The organism is Paenibacillus arenosi (assembly GCF_014841135.1).
In the GTDB taxonomy this organism is placed as follows: domain Bacteria; phylum Bacillota; class Bacilli; order Paenibacillales; family Paenibacillaceae; genus Paenibacillus_B; species Paenibacillus_B arenosi.
Genome location: NZ_JACYTN010000006.1, coordinates 97,562 through 117,062 on the forward strand (window position 1 = coordinate 97,562; position 19,501 = coordinate 117,062).

Sequence of the window (19,501 nt, forward strand, 5' to 3'; positions counted from 1 at the left end):
TTACAGCCCCCTCCTCTCAACAATCTATTAGATTTAACAGTACCTAGTTTAGTCATTCGCACATAGGTCTCCCTAGTTCTTACTAAACATGGAAGATCAGATGTCGAATAGTTCCAATTACGCTTCCAACATATTACATCGCTCTAAATTATTTTGTCAAATACTTACTTTTGTATGACTTTATTCCTATTTAAGACCTATAAAGCCCTATATTTCGACTCATTTTCAGAATGATTCTTTATTTTTCCAATTCTCTATTATATGCTGGAATAATATTACCTTTAGCCTAAAATAATGTTATTTATCTCTAAAACGCTCATATTGAAGACCGCTTTACTCATGCACACGGACGTTTAGCCTATCGCTACTTACTAGCTATTTATTGGCTAATAACGCTCACAGCATAAGCGGAATCTGTAGAAAAAAAGGAGGGTAACGTCTATGTTTAATGCTCGTCATACTAGCAAATGGTTATGGCGAACGCTCGCAGCAACGCTCATACTATCGCTAGTTTCCATTGCGATCCCTTCATTTCACTTAGCAGCCGAACCTATCCGATCACGCAGCACCGACACTTTAATCGTATGGGATACGAGTTATTCCATGAGAAAGACAGATTCAAATCAGACTATTGCCGTATCCATTCCGGTTCTAATTGATCTCCATGATCGTGAGCGTTTCCGATTGGGGGTCATCACTTACAACCATCTTGCAAAAGACACTGTCTTATTCTCATCTTCCCTTTCAACGATGAATAAGGAGAATTTAGAACAGCAATTAAGAGGAGTTTCATATCGTGGGTACTCTGACCTAGGATTAGGATTAAAACGAGGGGTAAATCAACTTTCGGGACTTAAGAATCAATTTCAAAAAAATTCCTCAAACCGATATATGATCGTTATATCTGACGGGAATATTGATCTTCCCACGTCTGGACAACGGCAGCTTAGCGATGCCCTGCATGACATTCAACTCGCTGTAGCGCAAGCTAAAGAAAAGCATATTCCTATCTATACGATTACGATAGCTCAGAACGGAAATGCCAAGAAGCAATTAGAACAAGCCGCTTCGTCTACAAACGGAAGAGCATTCCAAGCGCATACTGTAGATGAGCTTCCTAAGCTGCTTGCACAAATAGCAGCCACTGAGCAGCAGACCTACGGCATGCTAGCTTCCCTTACAACGCCTTACACGACTATTACAGAGCAGATCCCCACCACGTGGACAGCTCAACTGCTGCATGCGAACAAAGAAGTCGTGACAGATAAACGCATATACGAGGATTTGCAAGCGGAACTGATCATAACGAACAAACGCAGCAATGAATCTCGTACGATACCGCTAAAGCTTGATAATAATAGTTGGGCAGCTTCTGTTATTTTTGAGGAAACAGGCAGACACATACTGCAGCTAAAGGTGAAAGGACTTGAATTCAATTCTACTTATAAGAAGGAACTTGATGTTACTGCACTGCAACCTACTTCCTCTTATGTTGGAGCAATTACCAGCATGAAGGAGCATGGTAGCATAGAACATGACATCACATCCTATTTTAAACACGCTACCTCTGAAAACAATCAGTATTACTTGTTGCCAGCATTACCAGCAGCGGAACATTCGAGAGCACTAGGAAAAACAGCATTGAACAACGGGAAATTGTCATTCATTCCACAAGCAACGGGAAGCTATCCGCTGCATATTGTCGCAGTAAGTGAGAATGGACAACTTGCTAAGCTGCAATTAGATGTGCATATCGATAACATCTGGACACGATACGGACTTACTATAGTAGGTGTGCTGACTTTGGCAGCTGCAGCGCTAGGATTGTGGTTGTGGCTGCATAATCGCGCTCGTCAACCATTTACAGGCCGAATCGAGATGTGCTTCCTTTCTACCGCAAGTGGAGCTAAGTATCCCGTGAAAGTTTGGCCGCTTGCAGCCTTTAACAACCACACTCGCATTGACCTGCACCAACTGTTTATGCGTTTGGATACGAATGAACCTATTCCAGAAACATCTCGCATATTTTTTGAGTCAGGTAGAAACGGGCAATTGCACTTTATCCATCAGACCAATTGTCGCGTTGTTTTTGGTATGAGGACGATCCCTGCACATACAAAAATAGCCCTCAACGCGAATGATCGAATCTACATCACGTTTGAGGACGGTAAGACGGAAGTGGAACTAAGCTACAAAAGCAAGGGCGTGAATTCAGCATCCCGTTCCTTTACTGCACCTGCCGCAGGTTAAATTTAGGTTTGTATTTATACAAGAGATGCTCCGCTTGGAAGGCGTAACGAAACCATTCAAGCGAGGAGCATCTCTTATTAGGTTCAAGTGCCAAGCCCCAACGTGTGACGAATGATAGCAATCGTGTCATGTTCTTCTGTTCCAGCTTCTTAGCAAGATGATCCTCGAATAATCGATCCGCTACATCGTCTGGTGCTGAACCATTCATAATAAAGTAGACGATAGCTGCAAGACTGTAAATATCTGAATACACGCCCTGCTGTGACTGCGAAGAATACAATTCTAAAGGCGAATAGCTTCGGCTAGTAAATATATGGCGCTGAACCTGATCTTCGATATGTATAGCGGAACCAAAATCAATAAGCTTGGCATGCCCTTTACGATCCACGATAATGTTTTGCGGCTTCAAATCCCGATGAATAATACCTTGCTGATGTATAACTGAAATCGCATCTAGTAGAGGAAGCATTGTATGTATGAGCAGCTCTCTAGCAGCTGTTGAAGTAAGTTCGGCAGATTGAACCAGCTTATCCAGCGTCTTGCCTTTGCACAGTTCTGTCACTACATAAGCAGTTCCATTCTCCTCAAAATGATCCAACAGCTTCATAATACCAGGGTGTTGAAACTTGGACAGGATTGCTGCTTCCTGCATAAATGCTTGTTTTAATACATGAAAGGATGATTGATGAGCGGGCATGCGACATAAGACCGTACGTCGGTTCAAGTCGCGAATGGCTAAAGATTGAGGATAGTATTCCTTTATAATAACAGACTCACCTGTCTGCATATGAACGCCTACATATACATGAGACAGCTCACTGCTAGATACGTGCCGTTTAATCTTATATACTCGTCGCAGTTTCATATTTGTAAATAAGCCATTGTAACTTCGCAGCGTTGTCATAAGCCTCTCCTCTTATTGATGAGCCCACTGATTCACGATGTAGCAGGCTCACTATAATCCTCATCTATTGTAACATAATATTCCAACAGCGAAGCAAGAGGCTTACCTTTCATCTCTTACGCGTTCGACAAAGCACGTACGGCATTGCGTCCGAATTCACGGCAGATCTCTCTCTCATCTTGAGATGGGGAAAGCTCCACTTTAAGCCCTTCATGCACAAGTGTACAACCAAGATCACGCAGCTTGTTCGATAAAATGTCTACAGCAGCACCGTACTGAGCATAGCTCGAATCACATGAACCGAAGACAGCAGCACGCTTACCTTCCAACTTCAAATCTTCCATTTCATCATAGAAATCAAGGAACTCATCTGGAAGCTCTCCATCGCCCCACGTATAGGCACCAAGCAATATCACATCATAACCTTCCAAGTCAGAGCCTTGTGCATCCATAACTTCCTTAACAGTTACATCCGCCCCCAATTCACGGATCCCCTCTTCAACAGCATCCTTCATTTCCTCTGTGTTACCTGTCATACTTGCATACACCAAAATAATTGATTCACTCATTCCTCAATTCCCCCAATCCAAATATACAGCAAACAGCTGTCAGTCATTCCTTTATGAGAAAGATTATCATTATCACCAAAAAAAGTCCACTACAACATTTTCATCAGCAATAACTTCCAGCTCCTATCGTTCTTCCTTTTTTAACTTATGCAGCTTATCCTAGATTTTTTCCTGATTATTTTACGTGCACAGCACTTTTTCGTACTGCACACCTACTTATGGCAAACATAAAAATAGAGCTACGTAGGAAGCAGCTCTAGCGCTTGACCGCAGCTCCATACTCGCTCTAAAGAAAGTTGTTCGGCCTTACATCGAATCACGAATATATCCATGTACGAAGTATTTTCCCCACGGACATCCTCCTCAATATCAAAATAACCAAGAAGAGCCGAGATTTCATGACGACTTGTCATAACGGCAACATTGTTAGCTTGCTTATTCAGTGCATTACTAAGAACCGACACGCCTCTTGCAAGCGTTGCTCGCCCAATTGACTCTTCTTTACTCCTACACGCTTCATGCGTAAACAACTGGGCGAGCTGCTTCATTCCCGCTGCCGAATGTGAAATGGCAAGCAGCCACTCTTCCATTCGTTCATCAATCACAATTGGCTTGCGCAATTGAATTGCAGTTGGCTGTAAACTATGTATCGTACGTAGAGATGGACTTGAAATTAATACATCAACATTTAATTCATTCATGCAGGATGCAAGCTGTTTAGCTTGCTCATTTTCTTCCTCTGTCAATGGAGTTGACGCTTCTTCACCCGCTCCATAACCGTGCCTTATTATAAATAGGTTGTTCATCCAGGATCCCCTTTACCTGATCGTCGTTCTCGACACTAGTATGGCAGCACTTCAGCACTTCCACCTATGCTCTCGCAACCATCTCCGCTAGCTCGATGATAACCCGCTCCCAGTGCAGCTTCATCTCCTCACGACGATGTACATCATCCAGCTTCTCCTGATGGAAGCTAATCGTTGTTGTTCCTTTCTTATTCGAGATTAACCGAATTTGTAGCGTAGATGGTGTATGCCATGTATGAGGCTGCCAAGTCAGCCTCAACTGTTGAAAAGGCTTTACAACACGAAGTTCGCCCTTTGTTCCATTCTGGCAATGATACTGCTCACCTGCTTCCGCAACCAATGACTCAATAGGACCCAACCAAACATTCAACCCTTGCTTCGAAAGCAATACATTCCACATTTGCTCAGGCTGGACAGAAAGTGTCCTTCGAATACCTACTTGATATCCAGATGAAGCCGTAAGGCCGATTGGCTTATCATTGCTGCGCTGTGACTGCACCATGACACATCCTCCTTATTAATTGAGCTGTATAGTAATAAAGCACCATAACTTCCTTCATTGAAGTTATGGTGCTTCCCATGAACGTACATCCCTGACGTTGAAATCCACCATGAATGATGACGCTTACTTTTTTACAGGTATCCAAAGCTCAACTTTCTCTTGCTGATTACCTTCCTCCACATGGAATAACTCGACACAACTAGCTCCCCATTCCCGATCCAAATGCTTCTGGCGAATCCAACGATATACCGCTTTGTACGCATCGGAAATTGATTCTCTCTTGCCTTCTACAACCGCATAAAGCTGAGACGGCAAGTGCAATCCCACCATTCCATCCGGTACATCTTCAAGACTATCTACTTGCAAGCAACCCCAGTAAGTCATGAATTGATCGTTTCCATAATAAGGGCTAAATATCAATTCCGTATGTGCGACAGAAGTAATCTCATCTCTTCGCTTCCAGAATCGCTCATGTAGCCTAATGGACTCATCTGGAAAGCATTCCTTCACAGGCCCAGAATAACTGATCCCCACCAGCTTCAACTCATTTTTTTGCATCAATTGACATTCATACATAAACATCGTCCTCCATTCGTGAAATGTGAATGTTCACAAAACTGGTAGTCATGTTCTTGCCATGCGATGTCACTTGGCTCAGCCTTTTCTTGTTCTCTTGTCTTATAAAACAGGCTACTTATGCTTCAAAAAAGAACATCAAGATCGGTATCCTGATGTTCTACTGAGATGGCGTCGGATTTGGTTTTGTTTAACATTATACACAGGTTGCCTAGAATCGGAAAGGTATTTTTGCACTCTTTTTCCAACACAAAGTCGTTATTCTATCGTTCCAGTACGAATGAGATTCACGTTAACCGTAGTATTGAACTTCGCCTTCGGGAACATATCTTGCCATTCCTCTTTCGTTAACCGAGAATTTCTAACGGAACTGCGGTATACTTCACCAAAGCCTACTGCATCAGAGTTAAGCCGCTTTAATTGGTTAAGCATCTTCACCAGATCTTTGCTCATTTGTTTGCTCAACTCTGTTTCAAGCTTCTGCACAGCACCTTCTTCCGCGAAGTCATAATCCTCGGTTATTTCTTGCAACTCCACATTTATTTTAATGCTTACATCAAATGTAAGCTCGTCCTTCGAAATTAGTTTAATGGATGATTTGCTCCCGATATTCCCAAGCGCCGCCTTCATATATTTAAATGGCTGGTTCACTTTTCTTACATACTTCGCCATCCCATCCTTTGGCATTTTAACCTCAATTGTGTCAGGTTGTTCTTGGTTAAGCAGCAACTTCAAGTAAACCGCTTCTTTTGGCTGCATTTTTCCAATCATGACATCTTTTCGGAATAGGGCTAGCGCTGTTACGTTGACCTCTTTATCTGTTCTTTCGACGATAGGAAGTACAGGTTCCTTGCCTGCACTATAATAATCATTGCGAAAATTATGCAATGTACATGACGGCACCCAACTATCCTGAATATTGTGTGCAATTAATCTCGACATATAGGTTCCTACATTTGATATATTCGGATATTTATAAGCGAATAGATCGCGGATTGGCTTTTCCGTAACAGATAAATACATCATTTCCCCATAAGAAGGATCTCGACTAAGCGTATCCACGATACTTATAATTCCTTCTTTGGCTAATTCATTCTCGTAGGCAATAAATCGAATTTGCCCGCTGACTACTTTAAAGGCCAGCTTATGATTCAGATTTTGGCGAGCCCCTTTACTCGTTTCACCTGCTACAGAAATAACATGTGAACTTTCCTTTCCTTCTTTACTTGTAGGGCCGTACAATACCGAACTAGTTTGAATTTTCCCTTCTCCAATCTTATCGTAACCCAATGCTACACTTATGGAGGTTCGTTCCAACACAGACGAGTGGAAACAGCCCGTCATAAATACTAGCATAAGAACAATAGATATTTGCTTGACTTTGAACTTGTTCATGCTAGTTCATCTTCTCCCTTCTTAGGTTTGTGTTGACGCCACCACCATACAACAGCCACCGTGACATAAAGAAAAAGAGGATATACAAAGCTGATAAAAAGAGCTGCTTTGCTAATCAGGCTATTTAGCATATCAATTTGTTCCCGATTATGAAATACAAGCGTTACCACATATATAAAGATACTGAAAACAATCAGTACCTTTTTATGCGGAAAATTGAACAATCGTCGCAAGCCTCTGCTTATTACCCACGTCAGAATAATAATGCCTGGCACAACTGCGAACATCCATACCCCCATCGCAAGCACTTCTATACGCTCCAAAAAAGGATATTTGACGATCTTGAGCATGTTGAGTGAACTCCATACCGTTCGCAACAGTTGATCTTGACTGAAAAAAATCGTCGTCACAAGGATAACGAATAAATAAAGGATATTCGTAAGCAATAGACTTATCTGCATGTATTTCTGCGACTTATCTTTATCATTAAGGTACGGGTACAAAAAAGAGACAATCTCAAAACCCGACAAAGTAAACCCCATCGCAACCGCTCCATTAAATAGCTGGTACGGGGTTGCTTCTCCGATCGGTAGCAGCCTGTTCCATTGAGCGAACTGGATCGGATTATAGTATAGCGTTGAGAAAGCAAACATAACAAAAAAACCTATGAAGCAGACCCCTACAATGACGCGTAAGCCACTTATCCCTGCATACCATGATAAAAATAGTAGGACAAAGGCAAGTAGCCATGTAGGAAATTCGGGGAAAATCCAAGACTGTACCGCCTCAATGTAAGTACGCAATATAGTCACAGTAACGATCACGTAATAAAGCATCATCAGTATACTTAATCCCCCGCCTACCCAACGGCCGAACAAATCTTGGTGAATCCCGTACAAGTCAGCAGACTCATAGCGACGCAGCACACTTACTATCAACCAACCGGAAAAATGACAGAACATGCCTGCCAGCAGTACAGCAATCCAAGCATCATGACCTGCCTCACGAGCTATATATCTTTGAAATCCAAACACTCCGATCCCGATTTGAACATTGCAGATGACAAACAAAAGTCCAAACGATTGAATCATCTTATTCGGTCTCGGCTTAATTCTAACATCCATGCGCTTCCCTCGTTCTTCCGTAAATTCACTTCTTTTTTTCTTTTTCACCGATAAAATCTGTCACTGGTTACTATCAGACTGCGGGTCTTTCGATGAAGAACGATTGCTTGTATGATCATTCTCACTACTGTTAGGGCTGTTCTGCACAGGCGATCCCCTATAGCTGTAGTGTGACTGAGGTGTTAATAGCATATCGACTGTCAGATCTTTGCGACGAAATGGAAAGAGCGGAAATAAATAAGGTCTCCCCAAGCTTGTTTGTCTCAGCAAATGTATAAATATAAGCATGGCTACAAATACAATGCCAAGAACTCCCCATAAACCTGCCATTATGATCATCGGGTAACGAATTAATCGTATACTTCCACTCATTAAGTAGTTTGGAGTGGTAAAAGAGCCAAGTGCAGCCAAAGCAACCAGCATAATTAAAATATTGCTTGTAAATCCAGCCTGTACAGCAGCTTGGCCAATTACGATCCCACCAACAATACCAATCGTTTGACCTACTTTCGTCGGTAAGCGAACACCAGCTTCTCGCAAAAACTCCATCGTCATCTCTAGCATCAATGTCTCTAATAAAGGTGGAAATGGAACTTTGGAACGTGTTTCAATAAGCGATACAATTAAGGCTGGCGGAATCATTTGATAATGAAACGTTAGCGCAGCGACATAAATTGGTGTCAAAAATACGGACATCATTAGCCCTATAAATCGCAGCATCCGAATAAAAAGACCTGTTCCCCAACTCATATATCGATCTTCTACCGATAAGAAGAAATCAATAAACGAGCTTGGGCCGATAATAACATGCGAGTCTCCCTCCATGAAAATGACAATTTTACCTTCCATTAGAGCCTGTATCGTACGGTCAGGACGTTCTGTCAAGGTCATTAACGGAAAAAGGGCGTACGGATGATTTTGAAGCTTCTGCATAAGCAAAGCATTGCCGAGCAATCCATCCGTTTTGATTTGTTCTAGTCTGGACTTTACATATTTGATATACTGCTCGTCTACATATTCCGACATATAGGTAAGCTGAATACGAGTTTCCATTTTTTTACCTATTATATGAGGTTCTACTACCAAGCCTGGACTTTTGATGTAAGAGCGTAGAACGGCAATATTTTCACCAAGCGATTCGTTAAACGCTAATACAGGGCCAAAAATAACCGTTTCATTTTCCGAAGCTGCAATTGCTCTAGTGGGGAAATGTGCTATATTGCATAAAAGGCCTTCATATTCATCCATTACAGCAATATATACATGCCCTTGCAGCAGCTTCAACGCGACTTGATCCAGATTGCCTTCCCGCTCAATTTCGCATATCGTTATCGTCTGCCTAATCAGTTCCGTATTTACTTCATCTTCATCCATCATCGTAAGCACACCGAGGATCGAAGAGCTTAACACCTTCGTGTCAATTAATCCAGATATGTAACACACAGCTACAGAAGAATTAACCCCATGAATAACCAAGTCTGAGCAATTTGGCAGCAGCTTTTTCAGCTCTACTTTTAAATAGGCGGCCATGTCAGAAATCTTTATATTTGAAACTGTCATTCTACTGCTCCTCCTTCCAGTTGGCATTACCGGAAATTATCCCCCATTCGTTACAAAACCATGCAGATTATTGTGTTTGTAATGAACTTCGTCAAAAAGAGCAGTATACTAAGAGCAGCATCTAACATCGAACGCTCATACATACAATTGCCAATCTATATAGATATAAAGAGTTACGGAGGAACAACATGTTTAACCAACTGGAATCTTACAGTGATGTGGAAGATATATGCGGCAGAACTTCTTATAGCAGAGGTCTTAAGTATTACATGACTCGTCGCATCATTGAATTTAAACAAGTAACAGAGCATTTATACGCAGCTCTCGTACGCGGCAGCGAGGATTACAGTGTCCAAGTTAGGCTGCCAACGGTAAAGGAAGTAGAAGCAAGCTGTACTTGTCCTGCTTCCAATACTTATTTTGCTTATTGCAAACATATCGCTGCCGTCATGCTAGCGGTTTGCGACAGCAGATTTGACAAAAAAACGGCTGATCAATATTTACCGAGCGCTCTCCAGAATAGATATCCTGCCGCGATTAGTTCCAAAGATACGGCATTAACGCGCAATATGATTTCTATTTTCGGCAGCCAAGCGTACCAATCAGCGTCACAAGACGATTATGACGCCTACGAAGACGATGATTATGCGCGTGAAACGCTTCAAGTAGAATGGATCTGCCATGCCGTATCCCATGCACGCAGAAGTTACTTCGCGCTTGAATTTCGAGTTGGGCCACAGCGACTGTATATCGTACCCAAAGTAAGGGAGTTTTTGACGGCGTTTGCCCAAGCTCAACCGTTTGCATTTTCTAAAAAGTTCACCTACAGCCCTGATCAATATCGGTTCTCGGAACAGGATGAAGCTATTATCCGCAAGCTTATCGACATCGTGCGGATCGAAGAAAGTTACTATGACCTTATGTATGGCTTAAATAGCAGCGGTAGGCTTGGCACAGAACGGACCATTGTCATTCCACCTCATATGTGGGAGGAAACGATCCCTTTACTGCTGCAAGTTCCGATTCGAATCGAGCAAGATACGAAACAATACGATCTTAGACTTGGAGAACAAGGCAAAGTGCCTCTTTCCTTTCGGATCAAGCAGGAAGAAACGGATATTTACGAACTTGCTATTGAAGGCTTACAAACCGCACTGCCTATGGAGCAGTATGGCTACATATGTGCAGAGGGCATGCTCTGCCCTGTAAGCGACCTTCAGTTGGACCAATTTACAGCACTAAAGAAGCTGTTCTATATGTCTCGCAGCAACGAGGTTCGTATTGCAGCTACTGAGCTCCCTGCTTTTATTGAACGGGCACTCCCAGGAATTAAAGCACTTGGCCATGTTTCGATTGGACCTGAAATTGCCGATAAGATTGTAAGCCCAAGTCTCATAACTAAGATCTACATTGATAGATTAGACAACAACTTATCGGTCTTGGTCGAATTTATTTATGATGATAAAGTCATCTACCCGTTTCAACCTGAGCAGGTTTCGATGGAACAGGACGTAGAACGCTATGTACTGCGCAGCTACGAGCAGGAGAATGAAATCGTGCGAATTCTGGAACAATCTGGCCTTCGCAACAATGGCAAGCAGCTGTACACCAATGATGAAGAAGCAATATACAGCTTCCTGTATCACTTGCTGCCCAAGTTGGAGCCGATAGCGCAGATCTACTCCACGGAAACGGTCAAATCTCTGATGTTCCAAGCTCCACAGCAGCCTAGAGCGATGTTGGACGTAGATGCAGCTACAGATTGGCTTGAGGTCAAGTTCGACATGGCAGGCATTGAGCAAAGTGATATTCACGACATCCTCTTCTCTATTTTGGAGAAGAAAAAGTATTATCGCTTGCCAAGCGGTGCTTTTCTTTCATTGGAGCAAGAAAGTTATCGCCAATTCGGCGATCTAATGCATGAGGTAGGCATGAGCCGTACAGAAGTACAGCAGGATCGGATCTTCCTACCGATAACGAGAGGTCTTAGTCTTATTGAGACAGGAGACGACTATCGTGCGCGCGGGATGAAGTTTGGCAAGCAACTACGCCAGATGTTGGATCACATGAAAAGGCCAGAAGACTTGGAGTTTGAGGTTCCTGCTCCATTGGTGAATGTACTTCGGGATTATCAAACCTATGGCTTCCACTGGCTCAAAACGTTGTCCTACTATCGCTTTGGCGGCATTTTAGCTGATGATATGGGGCTTGGTAAGACACTGCAAAGTATCTCCTATATCGTTTCGGAACGTGAAGCAATTAACAAGGAGCAGTTGGAAACCAACAAGCCTGTACTCGTCGTAGCGCCTGCATCATTGGTCTACAACTGGCGCAATGAGCTTCACAAGTTCGCACCTCAGTTAAGGGTAGAACTTGCAGCAGGCTTGAAGGATGAGCGCAGCCAAGTCATTGAGTCCTTAGAGGAAGTAGATGTGCTGATTACTTCTTATCCTTCATTACGTAGGGACATTCACCTGTATGAAAATATTACGTTCAGCATCTTGCTACTAGACGAGGCACAAACGATCAAAAATGAAGCAACACAGGCTTCCAGAGCAGTCAGACAAATTACAGCAAGCCGTAGATTCGCCCTTACAGGCACGCCGATCGAAAATTCCGTCGAAGAAATATGGGCGATCTTTGAAGCTGTATTCCCTGGTTTATTTACGAGCAAAAAGTCATTCCAAGCCCTTACTCGTGAAGAACTGGCACGCAAAGTAAGACCATTTATATTGCGACGTCTCAAGCAAGATGTATTGAAAGAACTACCAGACAAAATTGAAACCTTGCATATGACGGAGCTATCCCTTGATCAGAAAAAGCTTTACTTGGCTTATTTGAGCAGACTTCAAGAGGAAACACTCGAAGTATTGGCAGCGGAAGGCTTCCAAAAAGGACGGATGAAAATACTCGCGGGCATCACTCGCTTGCGGCAGCTCTGCTGTCATCCAGCCTTGTTCGTACAAGAGTATGAAGGAACTTCAGGCAAGCTCGAACAGCTGCTAGAGCTTGTAGAAGAATGCATGAGCAGCGGCAAGCGGATGCTTATCTTCTCACAGTTCACGAGCATGCTGGAGCTTATTCGCAGCGAACTCGAGCTGTGCGGCAGATCGGCCTTCTATCTAGATGGCAAGACACCTCCTAAAGAGCGGGTGGAGCTGTGTCAGCGATTTAACGAAGGGGAACGCGATATTTTCCTTATCTCTCTCCGTGCAGGAGGAACAGGGCTTAATCTAACTGGTGCAGATACGGTCGTCCTATATGACTTATGGTGGAACCCTGCTGTTGAACAGCAAGCTGCCGACCGTGCGCATCGTATCGGTCAAAAAAATGTGGTGCAGGTCATTCGCCTTGTCACGCATGGTACAATTGAAGAGAAAATCTATGAACTGCAGCAGCGCAAAAAAGATTTGATACATGAGGTAATCCAACCAGGTGAAGAAACGCAATCTGCCATTACGGAACAGGAAATTCGTGAAATATTAAGTATCAATTGATGTCTGCATCATTGCTCATTCACTTGTTTGTAAAATCGTATGAAGCAGTATCCTTTTCAAGTTTTCAAATGTTCAAGAAATAAACATACAGCAAGCATTATTCGATATGCCATACCATAAGTAAAAGAGAGGGTCTGTCCGCACATTACTCTGCTGACAAGACCCTCTTTATATTTCATCTTTGAATATGGCTGCTGCATCCTAGAATCTTATGGTGCAGTGTTTAGCTAACGGATACCATTGACGTTATTTAGACCAAATTGTCTGTGTTCAAATTTTAACGGGCGCGAGAGCGCTTATTTTCGCAATATTCATGCATTCATTCGCTCCCGCATACCATTCCAACTTCATATGCCAGAAGCTGTTTTTACAAATCGCCAACGTTCCGCTATTCTTCTTGTGAGAAATATACTTTGTAATAATGAAGCTTGCGCTCTTCGTCATAGCCCCGTTCCACATAGGGGAAGCTTTCACTCTTCAGCTTCAACTCAACCCCGGTGTCAGTCTTAATCACGTTGCGCAGCGTTTTCTTCGCTTTCTTCAAAGCTGTTTGTGAAATCGGCATCGCATCAAATGGAGGTAGCTCATTCATTTCGGTATACGATTCTTTGTATACTTTGAACATTTCACCTTGATTATGATCCTGAAGGACGTTATGAATGAACTCCTCTTCCTCGAACTTATCCGTGCGAGAGAAATACTCCATCGTGCTGTTGATGAATTCCAGCTTCTCCTTCTTCTCTGGCTGCTCTGAGGCTGGAGCAATCACATTGTCATAAAACTCATTCACCATCTGAATCGCGTGGTCTGTATAGTAGTTCTCGTCTTCCATAAACGTAACGTTCAGGAAGTCCTCCATCCAGTACATTGCCGCATCTTGCGTCTTTCCAGCTGTCGCGTCAACTACGCCTACTACGAAGCCGCCGACCGCCTTTACATTCAAGATCAGGCAGCCCTTATCCAGCTTACGAACGTTGACGCCTTCTTCGATTAGCAAGCCCAGATCATCCATGTTCGGTTCATCTAGCTTCAAATACACATCTTTATTCTCCGACTTAAACAGCCCAATAGCGTCAATGCTGAAGTCGTTATATAAAATGTTGTTCAAATGCACGACATAAAGCTCACCTGACTTTATTTGTGGATGCGATGACTGCTCATACAAATGATTTAAAATGTGTACGGATTGCTCTTGAAATGTATTAGGCTGGTCAAACATACGACTTGCGTACGTATACACCTCATTCATCGACAGATCCGTTTCATGATGAAACCGATAAAACATATCGAATTTGAAGCTCGTCAAAAAATATTTTAACAACGTATCGCGTACTTCCTCACTCGGTACTTCATATCGAGTTTGCGAAATACGTACGCCCTCATCTCTAGATTTATTCCCTACTTTGTGAACGACCATCTGGTGAATATCTACCTTGGACAGATCAATCATCCTGCTCACTCTCTCTTTCTCCAAACGTCACATCTCACCATTGTACCCTGATTGCCACTCAAAGAAAATAGCTAACAACATTAACCTGCATTTTACTATTTGGCATACTGCTATTTGGATCAGTCGGGGCAAGCCAAGCCCGCCCTGCATACATTGTTAGCATGCCAATTATGATGCATCAGCAGAAGCGGAAAGGAGTTGCCCCATATGGCAAACATGTCTTCCTTTTTCCCATGGCAGAAATTTCAAGAGCAATTCGGGATTACGATGCCAATAAACCCCTCACAGCTATTATCGCAAACGGCCATCCAAAAATATGTCGAGGAAGAAATCAAACGCTCCTTTTCCAAAGCATTTGATCAAGCCGAGTACACTTCCGATACAACCGATCCCCCTCCCTCAACTTCTCCAGCGACTAGTGGTAAACCAGGATGGTCTTCCAGAGAAACGGATCATGAAATAACAATTGAAGTGAAAATGTCTAAAAAAACAAAGCCTCAAGATGTACGCTTGCAAATGAACCCAACACAGCTTCTGATCCAAAATACAAGTACATCTCGTAAACAGCTTATCCCCCTATCTGCCCCAGTATTTCCAAAGAGCACACGCGCCACTATTCAAGACAAAAAGCTCCGTATTGTCATGCGTAAACAAGCTGCAGGCAATATGCAAAATATTGATATCCAAATTGTTGATTAGATTGTCAGTAAGTAATATTTGATCACTTTCAATATTCACCCTAGACCAAGTTCCTTCTTATGGGCGTATGACATAGAATACGGTTAGACGGATTACAGTCAAAGGATGGATGGATATGCCTAACGTATTTAACATTTTCAACATTCGTGTCAATGCCATATCCAGTAACGGGTCCTTTAATTTAGGGAATACGATTATAAAAGGCAATTCAACGGAAACAAAAAGTGTAGGCGGAAACTCTGTCGTTGGTGATTGCACCACTTCCATTAATAGTGAAAGTAATTTGGTCAACAACCCTGATGTCATATCAAGTCCAAGTGTGGTCATATAGAGGTGTACATGATGAACATCTGTATTAATCAAATACGCGTTAATGTCCTGAGCAACCTAGCTTCCATTAATATCGGTACGACATTTTTGGGCAGCAACCAAAATGCAACGAGCCAAGTTCCAACTCCTGAAGGCGAAACTCCGCCGGCTATGAACTCTGGTCATACACAGTCATCGGAGCCTGTAGCAGTCCCTGAAGCTGAGCTTATGGAAGAGCCTATCATCCTTCCGCAACTTGGAATGCCACCAATTGAAAGGCCAATAGAATAAAAAATTAGTATGGAGGCGATTCGATGCAGCCTTACTCATCCTCACCTTCTACCTTTTACGTGTGGCAGGCCTTAGAGGAACGGATACGCTCCATGGAAGCTCGCATTTCACAATTAGAAACTCAAGTCCAACAGCAAAAATTAGAGAATCAAACACTACAAGAAAAAATAAAAGAAACTAAACCTATTCAAATTGGCACGATCAACTATAAAATTCAAGAATTGCACGTTAGTGACTTATCAGGAACGCTCAATGTCGGATTAACGGCACTTACAGATGAAAAAGAGCTGCAAAAGCTAATGGGCTCGCTCAAGGAACAAGGAGAAAAGCAAATGGAGAACATGGATACAACTTATTCGAATGAGACTAATGTCTATGATATGTCAAAGCTGGATGAGGAAAAGCAAGGAGAAAACAATCAACATCATAGTAAAAATCAAAATAATGATACTAGCAAACAACAAAAGAGCACCGCATTCGAATAATTCGAGTGCAGTGCTCTTTATCGTATAACGCAAGCTACTATGCGTTGATTTTTTGTTTAGCTACTGTTGCCAAAGAGTTGAACGCGTTGATATCGTTCACTGCAAGATCAGCAAGCATTTTACGGTTGATGTTTACTTCAGCAAGCTTCAAGCCGTGCATGAATTTGCTGTAGGACAAACCGTTCATACGAGCAGCTGCGTTGATACGAGCGATCCACAATTTGCGGAAATCGCGCTTCTTAACGCGACGATCGCGGTATGCATAAAGCAAGGATTTCATTACTTGCTCGTTAGCTGTCTTAAATAGACGGTGCTTGGAACCAAAGTAACCTTTAGCTAGTTTTAGTACTTTTTTATGACGACGACGTGTAGTAAATCCGCCTTTAACTCGTGCCATTCTAGTAACCTCCCAATCGAATCATGTATCCGAATTATTGCTTGAGCCGTTTGTGCGACTGCAAGTTCTTACGTTATTACTTCAAGTTAGCCAATTGCTGTTTCAAACGGTTCACGTCACCAGGAGCCATTACTGGGTTTCCAGCGAGAACGCGCTTTTGACGTCCGGACTTATGGGACAACAGGTGGTTTCTGTAAGCTTTGTAACGGCGAACTTTACCAGTACCTGTAATTTTGAAGCGGCCTTTAAGGCTGCTGTGCGTTTTCATTTTAGGCATAATCATTTCCTCCTCAATAATCAAATCCAATCCGCCACCTTCTCTGCGTGGCGGGAGGACTCGTTAGTTGCTCTTAGGCGCTAGAATCATTATCATGCTGCGGCCTTCAAGCTTAGGTTGACGCTCGATTGTGCAAAGCTCTTCAACCTCTTTCTTAACGCGCTCCAACACGCGTTGACCGATTGAAGCATGTGTAATCTCACGACCGCGGAAGCGAACAGAGCATTTCACTTTGTCCCCATCTTTGAGGAACTTAACAACGTTACGAAGCTTCGTTTGGTAGTCGTTTTCCTCGATGTTTGCGCGGAACCATACTTCCTTCACGTCAACAACCTTCTGGTTCTTGCGAGCTTCTTTCTCTTTCTTCTGCTGCTCATAGCGGAACTTTCCATAGTCCATAATGCGACATACTGGCGGCTTCGCCTGTGGTGCCACGTTAACCAAGTCCAATTCTGCATCAATAGCCATTTGAAGAGCTTCACGGAAAGGTTTAATACCTAACTGTTCACTATCTGGTCCGACAAGACGAACTTCCTTAGCACGAATTTCTTCATTGATCATATGTTCCTTGCTAATGACCTTCCACCTCCATCATTTATATCCCCAAATTCATCAAAAAAGGGATGCGTGCTCATAAAAGAGCCCACATCCCTCACTTATCATCACACGTGAGTATCGCACTAAAAGCGATAAGTTTCATAGACCAGCCAACTCTGAGTCGGTCAGGTGAGAAGCGGGCGCTCCTGCTTTCGTATTAGTCGTACTCAAGTAATATATCATATGCGATGTACAGAGTCAAGTGTACCAGAACGTAAATTTTTACATTAGCTGTTTAGCTGAGCTATGAAAAAGATGGGGAGCCTATAGACTCCCCATCGAACATGTAACATCTGTATATTAGGCTTGCTTGCCCTGCACATCTTCCAATCTTACAACACGTGTATGCTCTGTATGGCTCCATACTTTGTTGTTCTGCGTGAAGAACGCGTAGAACGTAATTGGCCACCAAGAAAGCAAGAAGATTGGGAATGTAAGCAAGGATGCATAGATACGCGGCGATCTAACACCTTCAAGTACTAGTGCAAGAATAAACGCTGCACATGTCATCACGATTGAGCCAACAAACAGCCATGGCGGCAATATTTCAGTTAGCGTCGGGAAGTTCGGGCCATTGAAGAACGCTGCATCTACCCAAATATAAGCAGTAAGCAAGAACGTAATCAATACCGTGTATACCGTCATGCTGTACAATGCTGTATCAAACTTCGCCAAGTTGCGCTCCTTAATACTTTGCCACATCAATGGGAAGAAATAACGACGTGCTACTGTAAAGTGACCTTGCATCCAACGCAAGCGCTGGCGTGCAGAAGCTTTGAACGTAAGCGGCTTCTCGTCAAATACGCGAGCCTTATAGTTAAATACGGGATTAACACCGTTCTTAACACAACGAACCGTAAACTCCAAGTCTTCGACCAAGCTTGTAGCTCCCCAGCCCATTTCTTGAAGCAATTTGCTCTCAAAGCACATACCCGTTCCACCCAAGAAGTTAGCCATCTTGAGGTTCGTACGGGACAACTGCCACAAGCGGTTGCAGTACCAGTAAGTTACACCGTAAGCGGCTGTGATCCAAGAATCATGTGGATTCTTCGTATCAATGTAACCTTGAATAACGCGTGCTCCAGAGCACAGGTCGTTGTTCATTTCAGTTAGGAAATCAGTGCTGACCAAGTTATCCGCATCAATCATGACAACGGCATCGAACTGGCGCTCCATTTCCCACAAATTCTTCAACATCCACTCAATCGCAAAGCCTTTACCGCGCTGCTGAGGATTGTGACGCTCGCAAGCTGTCCAGCCGTGCGCACGAACGATCTCTGCTGTATTGTCTGTACAATTGTCACAGATAACAAAAACATCATACATATCTTTCGGATAATCCAGCGTCTTCAAGTTCTCCATCAACGCATCGATAACCGTTGCTTCGTTATGTGCAGCTACGAGCACAGCGAATGTCTTCTTCGGCTCGTGTTGTATATGTTTCTTCTTACGATAAATTCCAAACAAAGAAAGTGTAAATTGATAAACCCCGATAGCTGCCAGCAAAAACTGCATAACAACTAACCAATTATCCACCATGCTAGGTGTCCCCCTTTAATCAAATACCCCTAATACATATCCTAATCTCTCTCTACAGGCTTACATACTACGTTTGCTCACTAACGAGCTGCATTCCATATTTCTCTCTTCGAATGTCATACGAATGTCATCCAAACGTAATAAAACGGTCGATCATGATTGTCTAATGTTTGCACCCTTTTGTCAAAACCTTTTATTGGCTTTCATTTGCTTCTGACTGCGCTATAAGCGGTTGGCGTGCAATTTATATGCAGCTGACGTCTATTCATGCTAC

19 protein-coding genes are annotated in these 19,501 nt (G+C 43.0%); 6 read left to right on the top strand and 13 right to left on the bottom strand.

The window, feature by feature from the left end; genetic code table 11:
• Positions 1-441: 441 nt before the first annotated feature.
• Positions 442-2,250 carry a vWA domain-containing protein gene (locus IFO66_RS10925; protein WP_192025175.1) on the top strand — a complete coding sequence of 603 codons (1,809 nt, stop codon included), beginning with the start codon at positions 442-444 and terminating at the stop codon, positions 2,248-2,250.
• Here the strand turns inward: IFO66_RS10925 and IFO66_RS10930 are convergent.
• The 8 genes from IFO66_RS10930 to IFO66_RS10965 all read right to left on the bottom strand — a co-directional run bounded on the left by IFO66_RS10930 (position 2,228) and on the right by IFO66_RS10965 (position 9,686).
• A complete protein-coding gene (locus IFO66_RS10930) occupies positions 2,228-3,154 on the bottom strand; it encodes a serine/threonine protein kinase (protein ID WP_192025176.1) in 927 nt (308 codons plus the stop codon). The genes IFO66_RS10925 and IFO66_RS10930 overlap by 23 nt on opposite strands.
• 116 nt (positions 3,155-3,270) lie before the next feature.
• The gene (locus IFO66_RS10935; RefSeq protein ID WP_192025177.1) at positions 3,271-3,723 is read right to left on the bottom strand and encodes a flavodoxin; all 453 of its coding nucleotides are present in this window, start codon (positions 3,721-3,723) and stop codon (positions 3,271-3,273) included.
• A gap of 239 nt (positions 3,724-3,962) precedes the next feature.
• Entirely contained in the window at positions 3,963-4,529 is a 567-nt protein-coding gene (locus IFO66_RS10940) for a histidine phosphatase family protein (RefSeq protein WP_192025178.1), read from the bottom strand.
• A gap of 64 nt (positions 4,530-4,593) precedes the next feature.
• Positions 4,594-5,031 carry an SRPBCC domain-containing protein gene (locus tag IFO66_RS10945; protein WP_192025179.1) on the bottom strand — a complete coding sequence of 146 codons (438 nt, stop codon included), beginning with the start codon at positions 5,029-5,031 and terminating at the stop codon, positions 4,594-4,596.
• A gap of 123 nt (positions 5,032-5,154) precedes the next feature.
• Entirely contained in the window at positions 5,155-5,607 is a 453-nt protein-coding gene (locus IFO66_RS10950) for a GyrI-like domain-containing protein (RefSeq protein ID WP_192025180.1), read from the bottom strand.
• Positions 5,608-5,865: 258 nt separating this feature from the next.
• Positions 5,866-7,002, bottom strand: coding sequence for a Ger(x)C family spore germination protein (locus IFO66_RS10955; RefSeq protein WP_192025181.1), 1,137 nt, complete (start codon positions 7,000-7,002; stop codon positions 5,866-5,868).
• On the bottom strand, positions 6,999-8,126 hold the full coding sequence (locus tag IFO66_RS10960) for a GerAB/ArcD/ProY family transporter (protein WP_225445676.1): 1,128 nt from the start codon (positions 8,124-8,126) through the stop codon (positions 6,999-7,001). The genes IFO66_RS10955 and IFO66_RS10960 overlap by 4 nt, the downstream gene beginning before the upstream one ends.
• Positions 8,127-8,186: 60 nt before the next feature.
• Positions 8,187-9,686 carry a spore germination protein gene (locus IFO66_RS10965; protein ID WP_192025182.1) on the bottom strand — a complete coding sequence of 500 codons (1,500 nt, stop codon included), beginning with the start codon at positions 9,684-9,686 and terminating at the stop codon, positions 8,187-8,189.
• 188 nt (positions 9,687-9,874) lie between these two features.
• Between IFO66_RS10965 and IFO66_RS10970 the strand changes: the two genes are divergently transcribed.
• Positions 9,875-13,183, top strand: coding sequence for a DEAD/DEAH box helicase (locus IFO66_RS10970; RefSeq protein ID WP_192025183.1), 3,309 nt, complete (start codon positions 9,875-9,877; stop codon positions 13,181-13,183).
• 388 nt (positions 13,184-13,571) lie between these two features.
• Here IFO66_RS10970 and IFO66_RS10975 read toward each other — a convergent pair whose 3' ends face one another.
• Positions 13,572-14,633, bottom strand: coding sequence for a nucleoid-associated protein (locus tag IFO66_RS10975; RefSeq protein WP_192025272.1), 1,062 nt, complete (start codon positions 14,631-14,633; stop codon positions 13,572-13,574).
• Positions 14,634-14,840: 207 nt separating this feature from the next.
• On the opposite strand from IFO66_RS10975, the gene IFO66_RS10980 reads away from it, so the two are divergent.
• The 4 genes from IFO66_RS10980 (at position 14,841) to gerPC (ending at position 16,417) form a co-directional block, all read left to right on the top strand.
• On the top strand, positions 14,841-15,332 hold the full coding sequence (locus IFO66_RS10980; RefSeq protein WP_192025184.1) for a CS domain-containing protein: 492 nt from the start codon (positions 14,841-14,843) through the stop codon (positions 15,330-15,332).
• 115 nt (positions 15,333-15,447) lie between these two features.
• Entirely contained in the window at positions 15,448-15,663 is a 216-nt protein-coding gene (locus IFO66_RS10985) for a spore germination protein (RefSeq protein WP_192025185.1), read from the top strand.
• Positions 15,664-15,671: 8 nt separating this feature from the next.
• Positions 15,672-15,932, top strand: a complete 261-nt coding sequence (locus IFO66_RS10990) for a hypothetical protein (protein WP_192025186.1) — start codon at positions 15,672-15,674, stop codon at positions 15,930-15,932.
• Positions 15,933-15,955: 23 nt separating this feature from the next.
• Entirely contained in the window at positions 15,956-16,417 is a 462-nt protein-coding gene (gerPC, locus tag IFO66_RS10995) for a spore germination protein GerPC (protein WP_192025187.1), read from the top strand.
• Between the two features lie 37 nt (positions 16,418-16,454).
• Here gerPC and rplT read toward each other — a convergent pair whose 3' ends face one another.
• From rplT to IFO66_RS11015, 4 genes are all read right to left on the bottom strand, one after another.
• A complete protein-coding gene (gene rplT / locus IFO66_RS11000; protein WP_028593099.1) occupies positions 16,455-16,814 on the bottom strand; it encodes a 50S ribosomal protein L20 in 360 nt (119 codons plus the stop codon).
• Positions 16,815-16,890: 76 nt separating this feature from the next.
• A complete protein-coding gene (rpmI, locus tag IFO66_RS11005) occupies positions 16,891-17,091 on the bottom strand; it encodes a 50S ribosomal protein L35 (RefSeq protein WP_028593100.1) in 201 nt (66 codons plus the stop codon).
• A 63-nt stretch (positions 17,092-17,154) separates the two neighbouring features.
• Positions 17,155-17,652 carry a translation initiation factor IF-3 gene (gene infC / locus IFO66_RS11010; protein WP_192025188.1) on the bottom strand — a complete coding sequence of 166 codons (498 nt, stop codon included), beginning with the start codon at positions 17,650-17,652 and terminating at the stop codon, positions 17,155-17,157.
• Between the two features lie 336 nt (positions 17,653-17,988).
• Positions 17,989-19,227: a glycosyltransferase family 2 protein gene (locus IFO66_RS11015; RefSeq protein ID WP_192025189.1), complete on the bottom strand. Its 1,239-nt coding sequence runs from the start codon at positions 19,225-19,227 to the stop codon at positions 17,989-17,991.
• Positions 19,228-19,501 lie beyond the last annotated feature (274 nt).

What these genes read in the sequence shown, in the direction of transcription:
- gerPC (WP_192025187.1), top strand. Translation starts at nt 15,956, where the DNA reads ATGCAGCCTTACTCATCCTCACCTTCTACCTTTTACGTGTGGCAGGCC.
- rplT (WP_028593099.1), bottom strand. Translation starts at nt 16,814, where the DNA reads ATGGCACGAGTTAAAGGCGGATTTACTACACGTCGTCGTCATAAAAAA.
- infC (WP_192025188.1), bottom strand. Translation starts at nt 17,652, where the DNA reads ATGATCAATGAAGAAATTCGTGCTAAGGAAGTTCGTCTTGTCGGACCA.
- IFO66_RS10970 (WP_192025183.1), top strand. Translation starts at nt 9,875, where the DNA reads ATGTTTAACCAACTGGAATCTTACAGTGATGTGGAAGATATATGCGGC.
- IFO66_RS10980 (WP_192025184.1), top strand. Translation starts at nt 14,841, where the DNA reads ATGGCAAACATGTCTTCCTTTTTCCCATGGCAGAAATTTCAAGAGCAA.
- IFO66_RS10985 (WP_192025185.1), top strand. Translation starts at nt 15,448, where the DNA reads ATGCCTAACGTATTTAACATTTTCAACATTCGTGTCAATGCCATATCC.
- IFO66_RS10965 (WP_192025182.1), bottom strand. Translation starts at nt 9,686, where the DNA reads ATGACAGTTTCAAATATAAAGATTTCTGACATGGCCGCCTATTTAAAA.
- rpmI (WP_028593100.1), bottom strand. Translation starts at nt 17,091, where the DNA reads ATGCCTAAAATGAAAACGCACAGCAGCCTTAAAGGCCGCTTCAAAATT.
- IFO66_RS10935 (WP_192025177.1), bottom strand. Translation starts at nt 3,723, where the DNA reads ATGAGTGAATCAATTATTTTGGTGTATGCAAGTATGACAGGTAACACA.
- IFO66_RS10940 (WP_192025178.1), bottom strand. Translation starts at nt 4,529, where the DNA reads ATGAACAACCTATTTATAATAAGGCACGGTTATGGAGCGGGTGAAGAA.
- IFO66_RS10975 (WP_192025272.1), bottom strand. Translation starts at nt 14,633, where the DNA reads ATGATTGATCTGTCCAAGGTAGATATTCACCAGATGGTCGTTCACAAA.
- IFO66_RS10945 (WP_192025179.1), bottom strand. Translation starts at nt 5,031, where the DNA reads ATGGTGCAGTCACAGCGCAGCAATGATAAGCCAATCGGCCTTACGGCT.
- IFO66_RS10930 (WP_192025176.1), bottom strand. Translation starts at nt 3,154, where the DNA reads ATGACAACGCTGCGAAGTTACAATGGCTTATTTACAAATATGAAACTG.
- IFO66_RS10955 (WP_192025181.1), bottom strand. Translation starts at nt 7,002, where the DNA reads ATGAACAAGTTCAAAGTCAAGCAAATATCTATTGTTCTTATGCTAGTA.
- IFO66_RS10925 (WP_192025175.1), top strand. Translation starts at nt 442, where the DNA reads ATGTTTAATGCTCGTCATACTAGCAAATGGTTATGGCGAACGCTCGCA.
- IFO66_RS11015 (WP_192025189.1), bottom strand. Translation starts at nt 19,227, where the DNA reads ATGGTGGATAATTGGTTAGTTGTTATGCAGTTTTTGCTGGCAGCTATC.
- IFO66_RS10990 (WP_192025186.1), top strand. Translation starts at nt 15,672, where the DNA reads ATGATGAACATCTGTATTAATCAAATACGCGTTAATGTCCTGAGCAAC.
- IFO66_RS10950 (WP_192025180.1), bottom strand. Translation starts at nt 5,607, where the DNA reads ATGTATGAATGTCAATTGATGCAAAAAAATGAGTTGAAGCTGGTGGGG.
- IFO66_RS10960 (WP_225445676.1), bottom strand. Translation starts at nt 8,126, where the DNA reads ATGGATGTTAGAATTAAGCCGAGACCGAATAAGATGATTCAATCGTTT.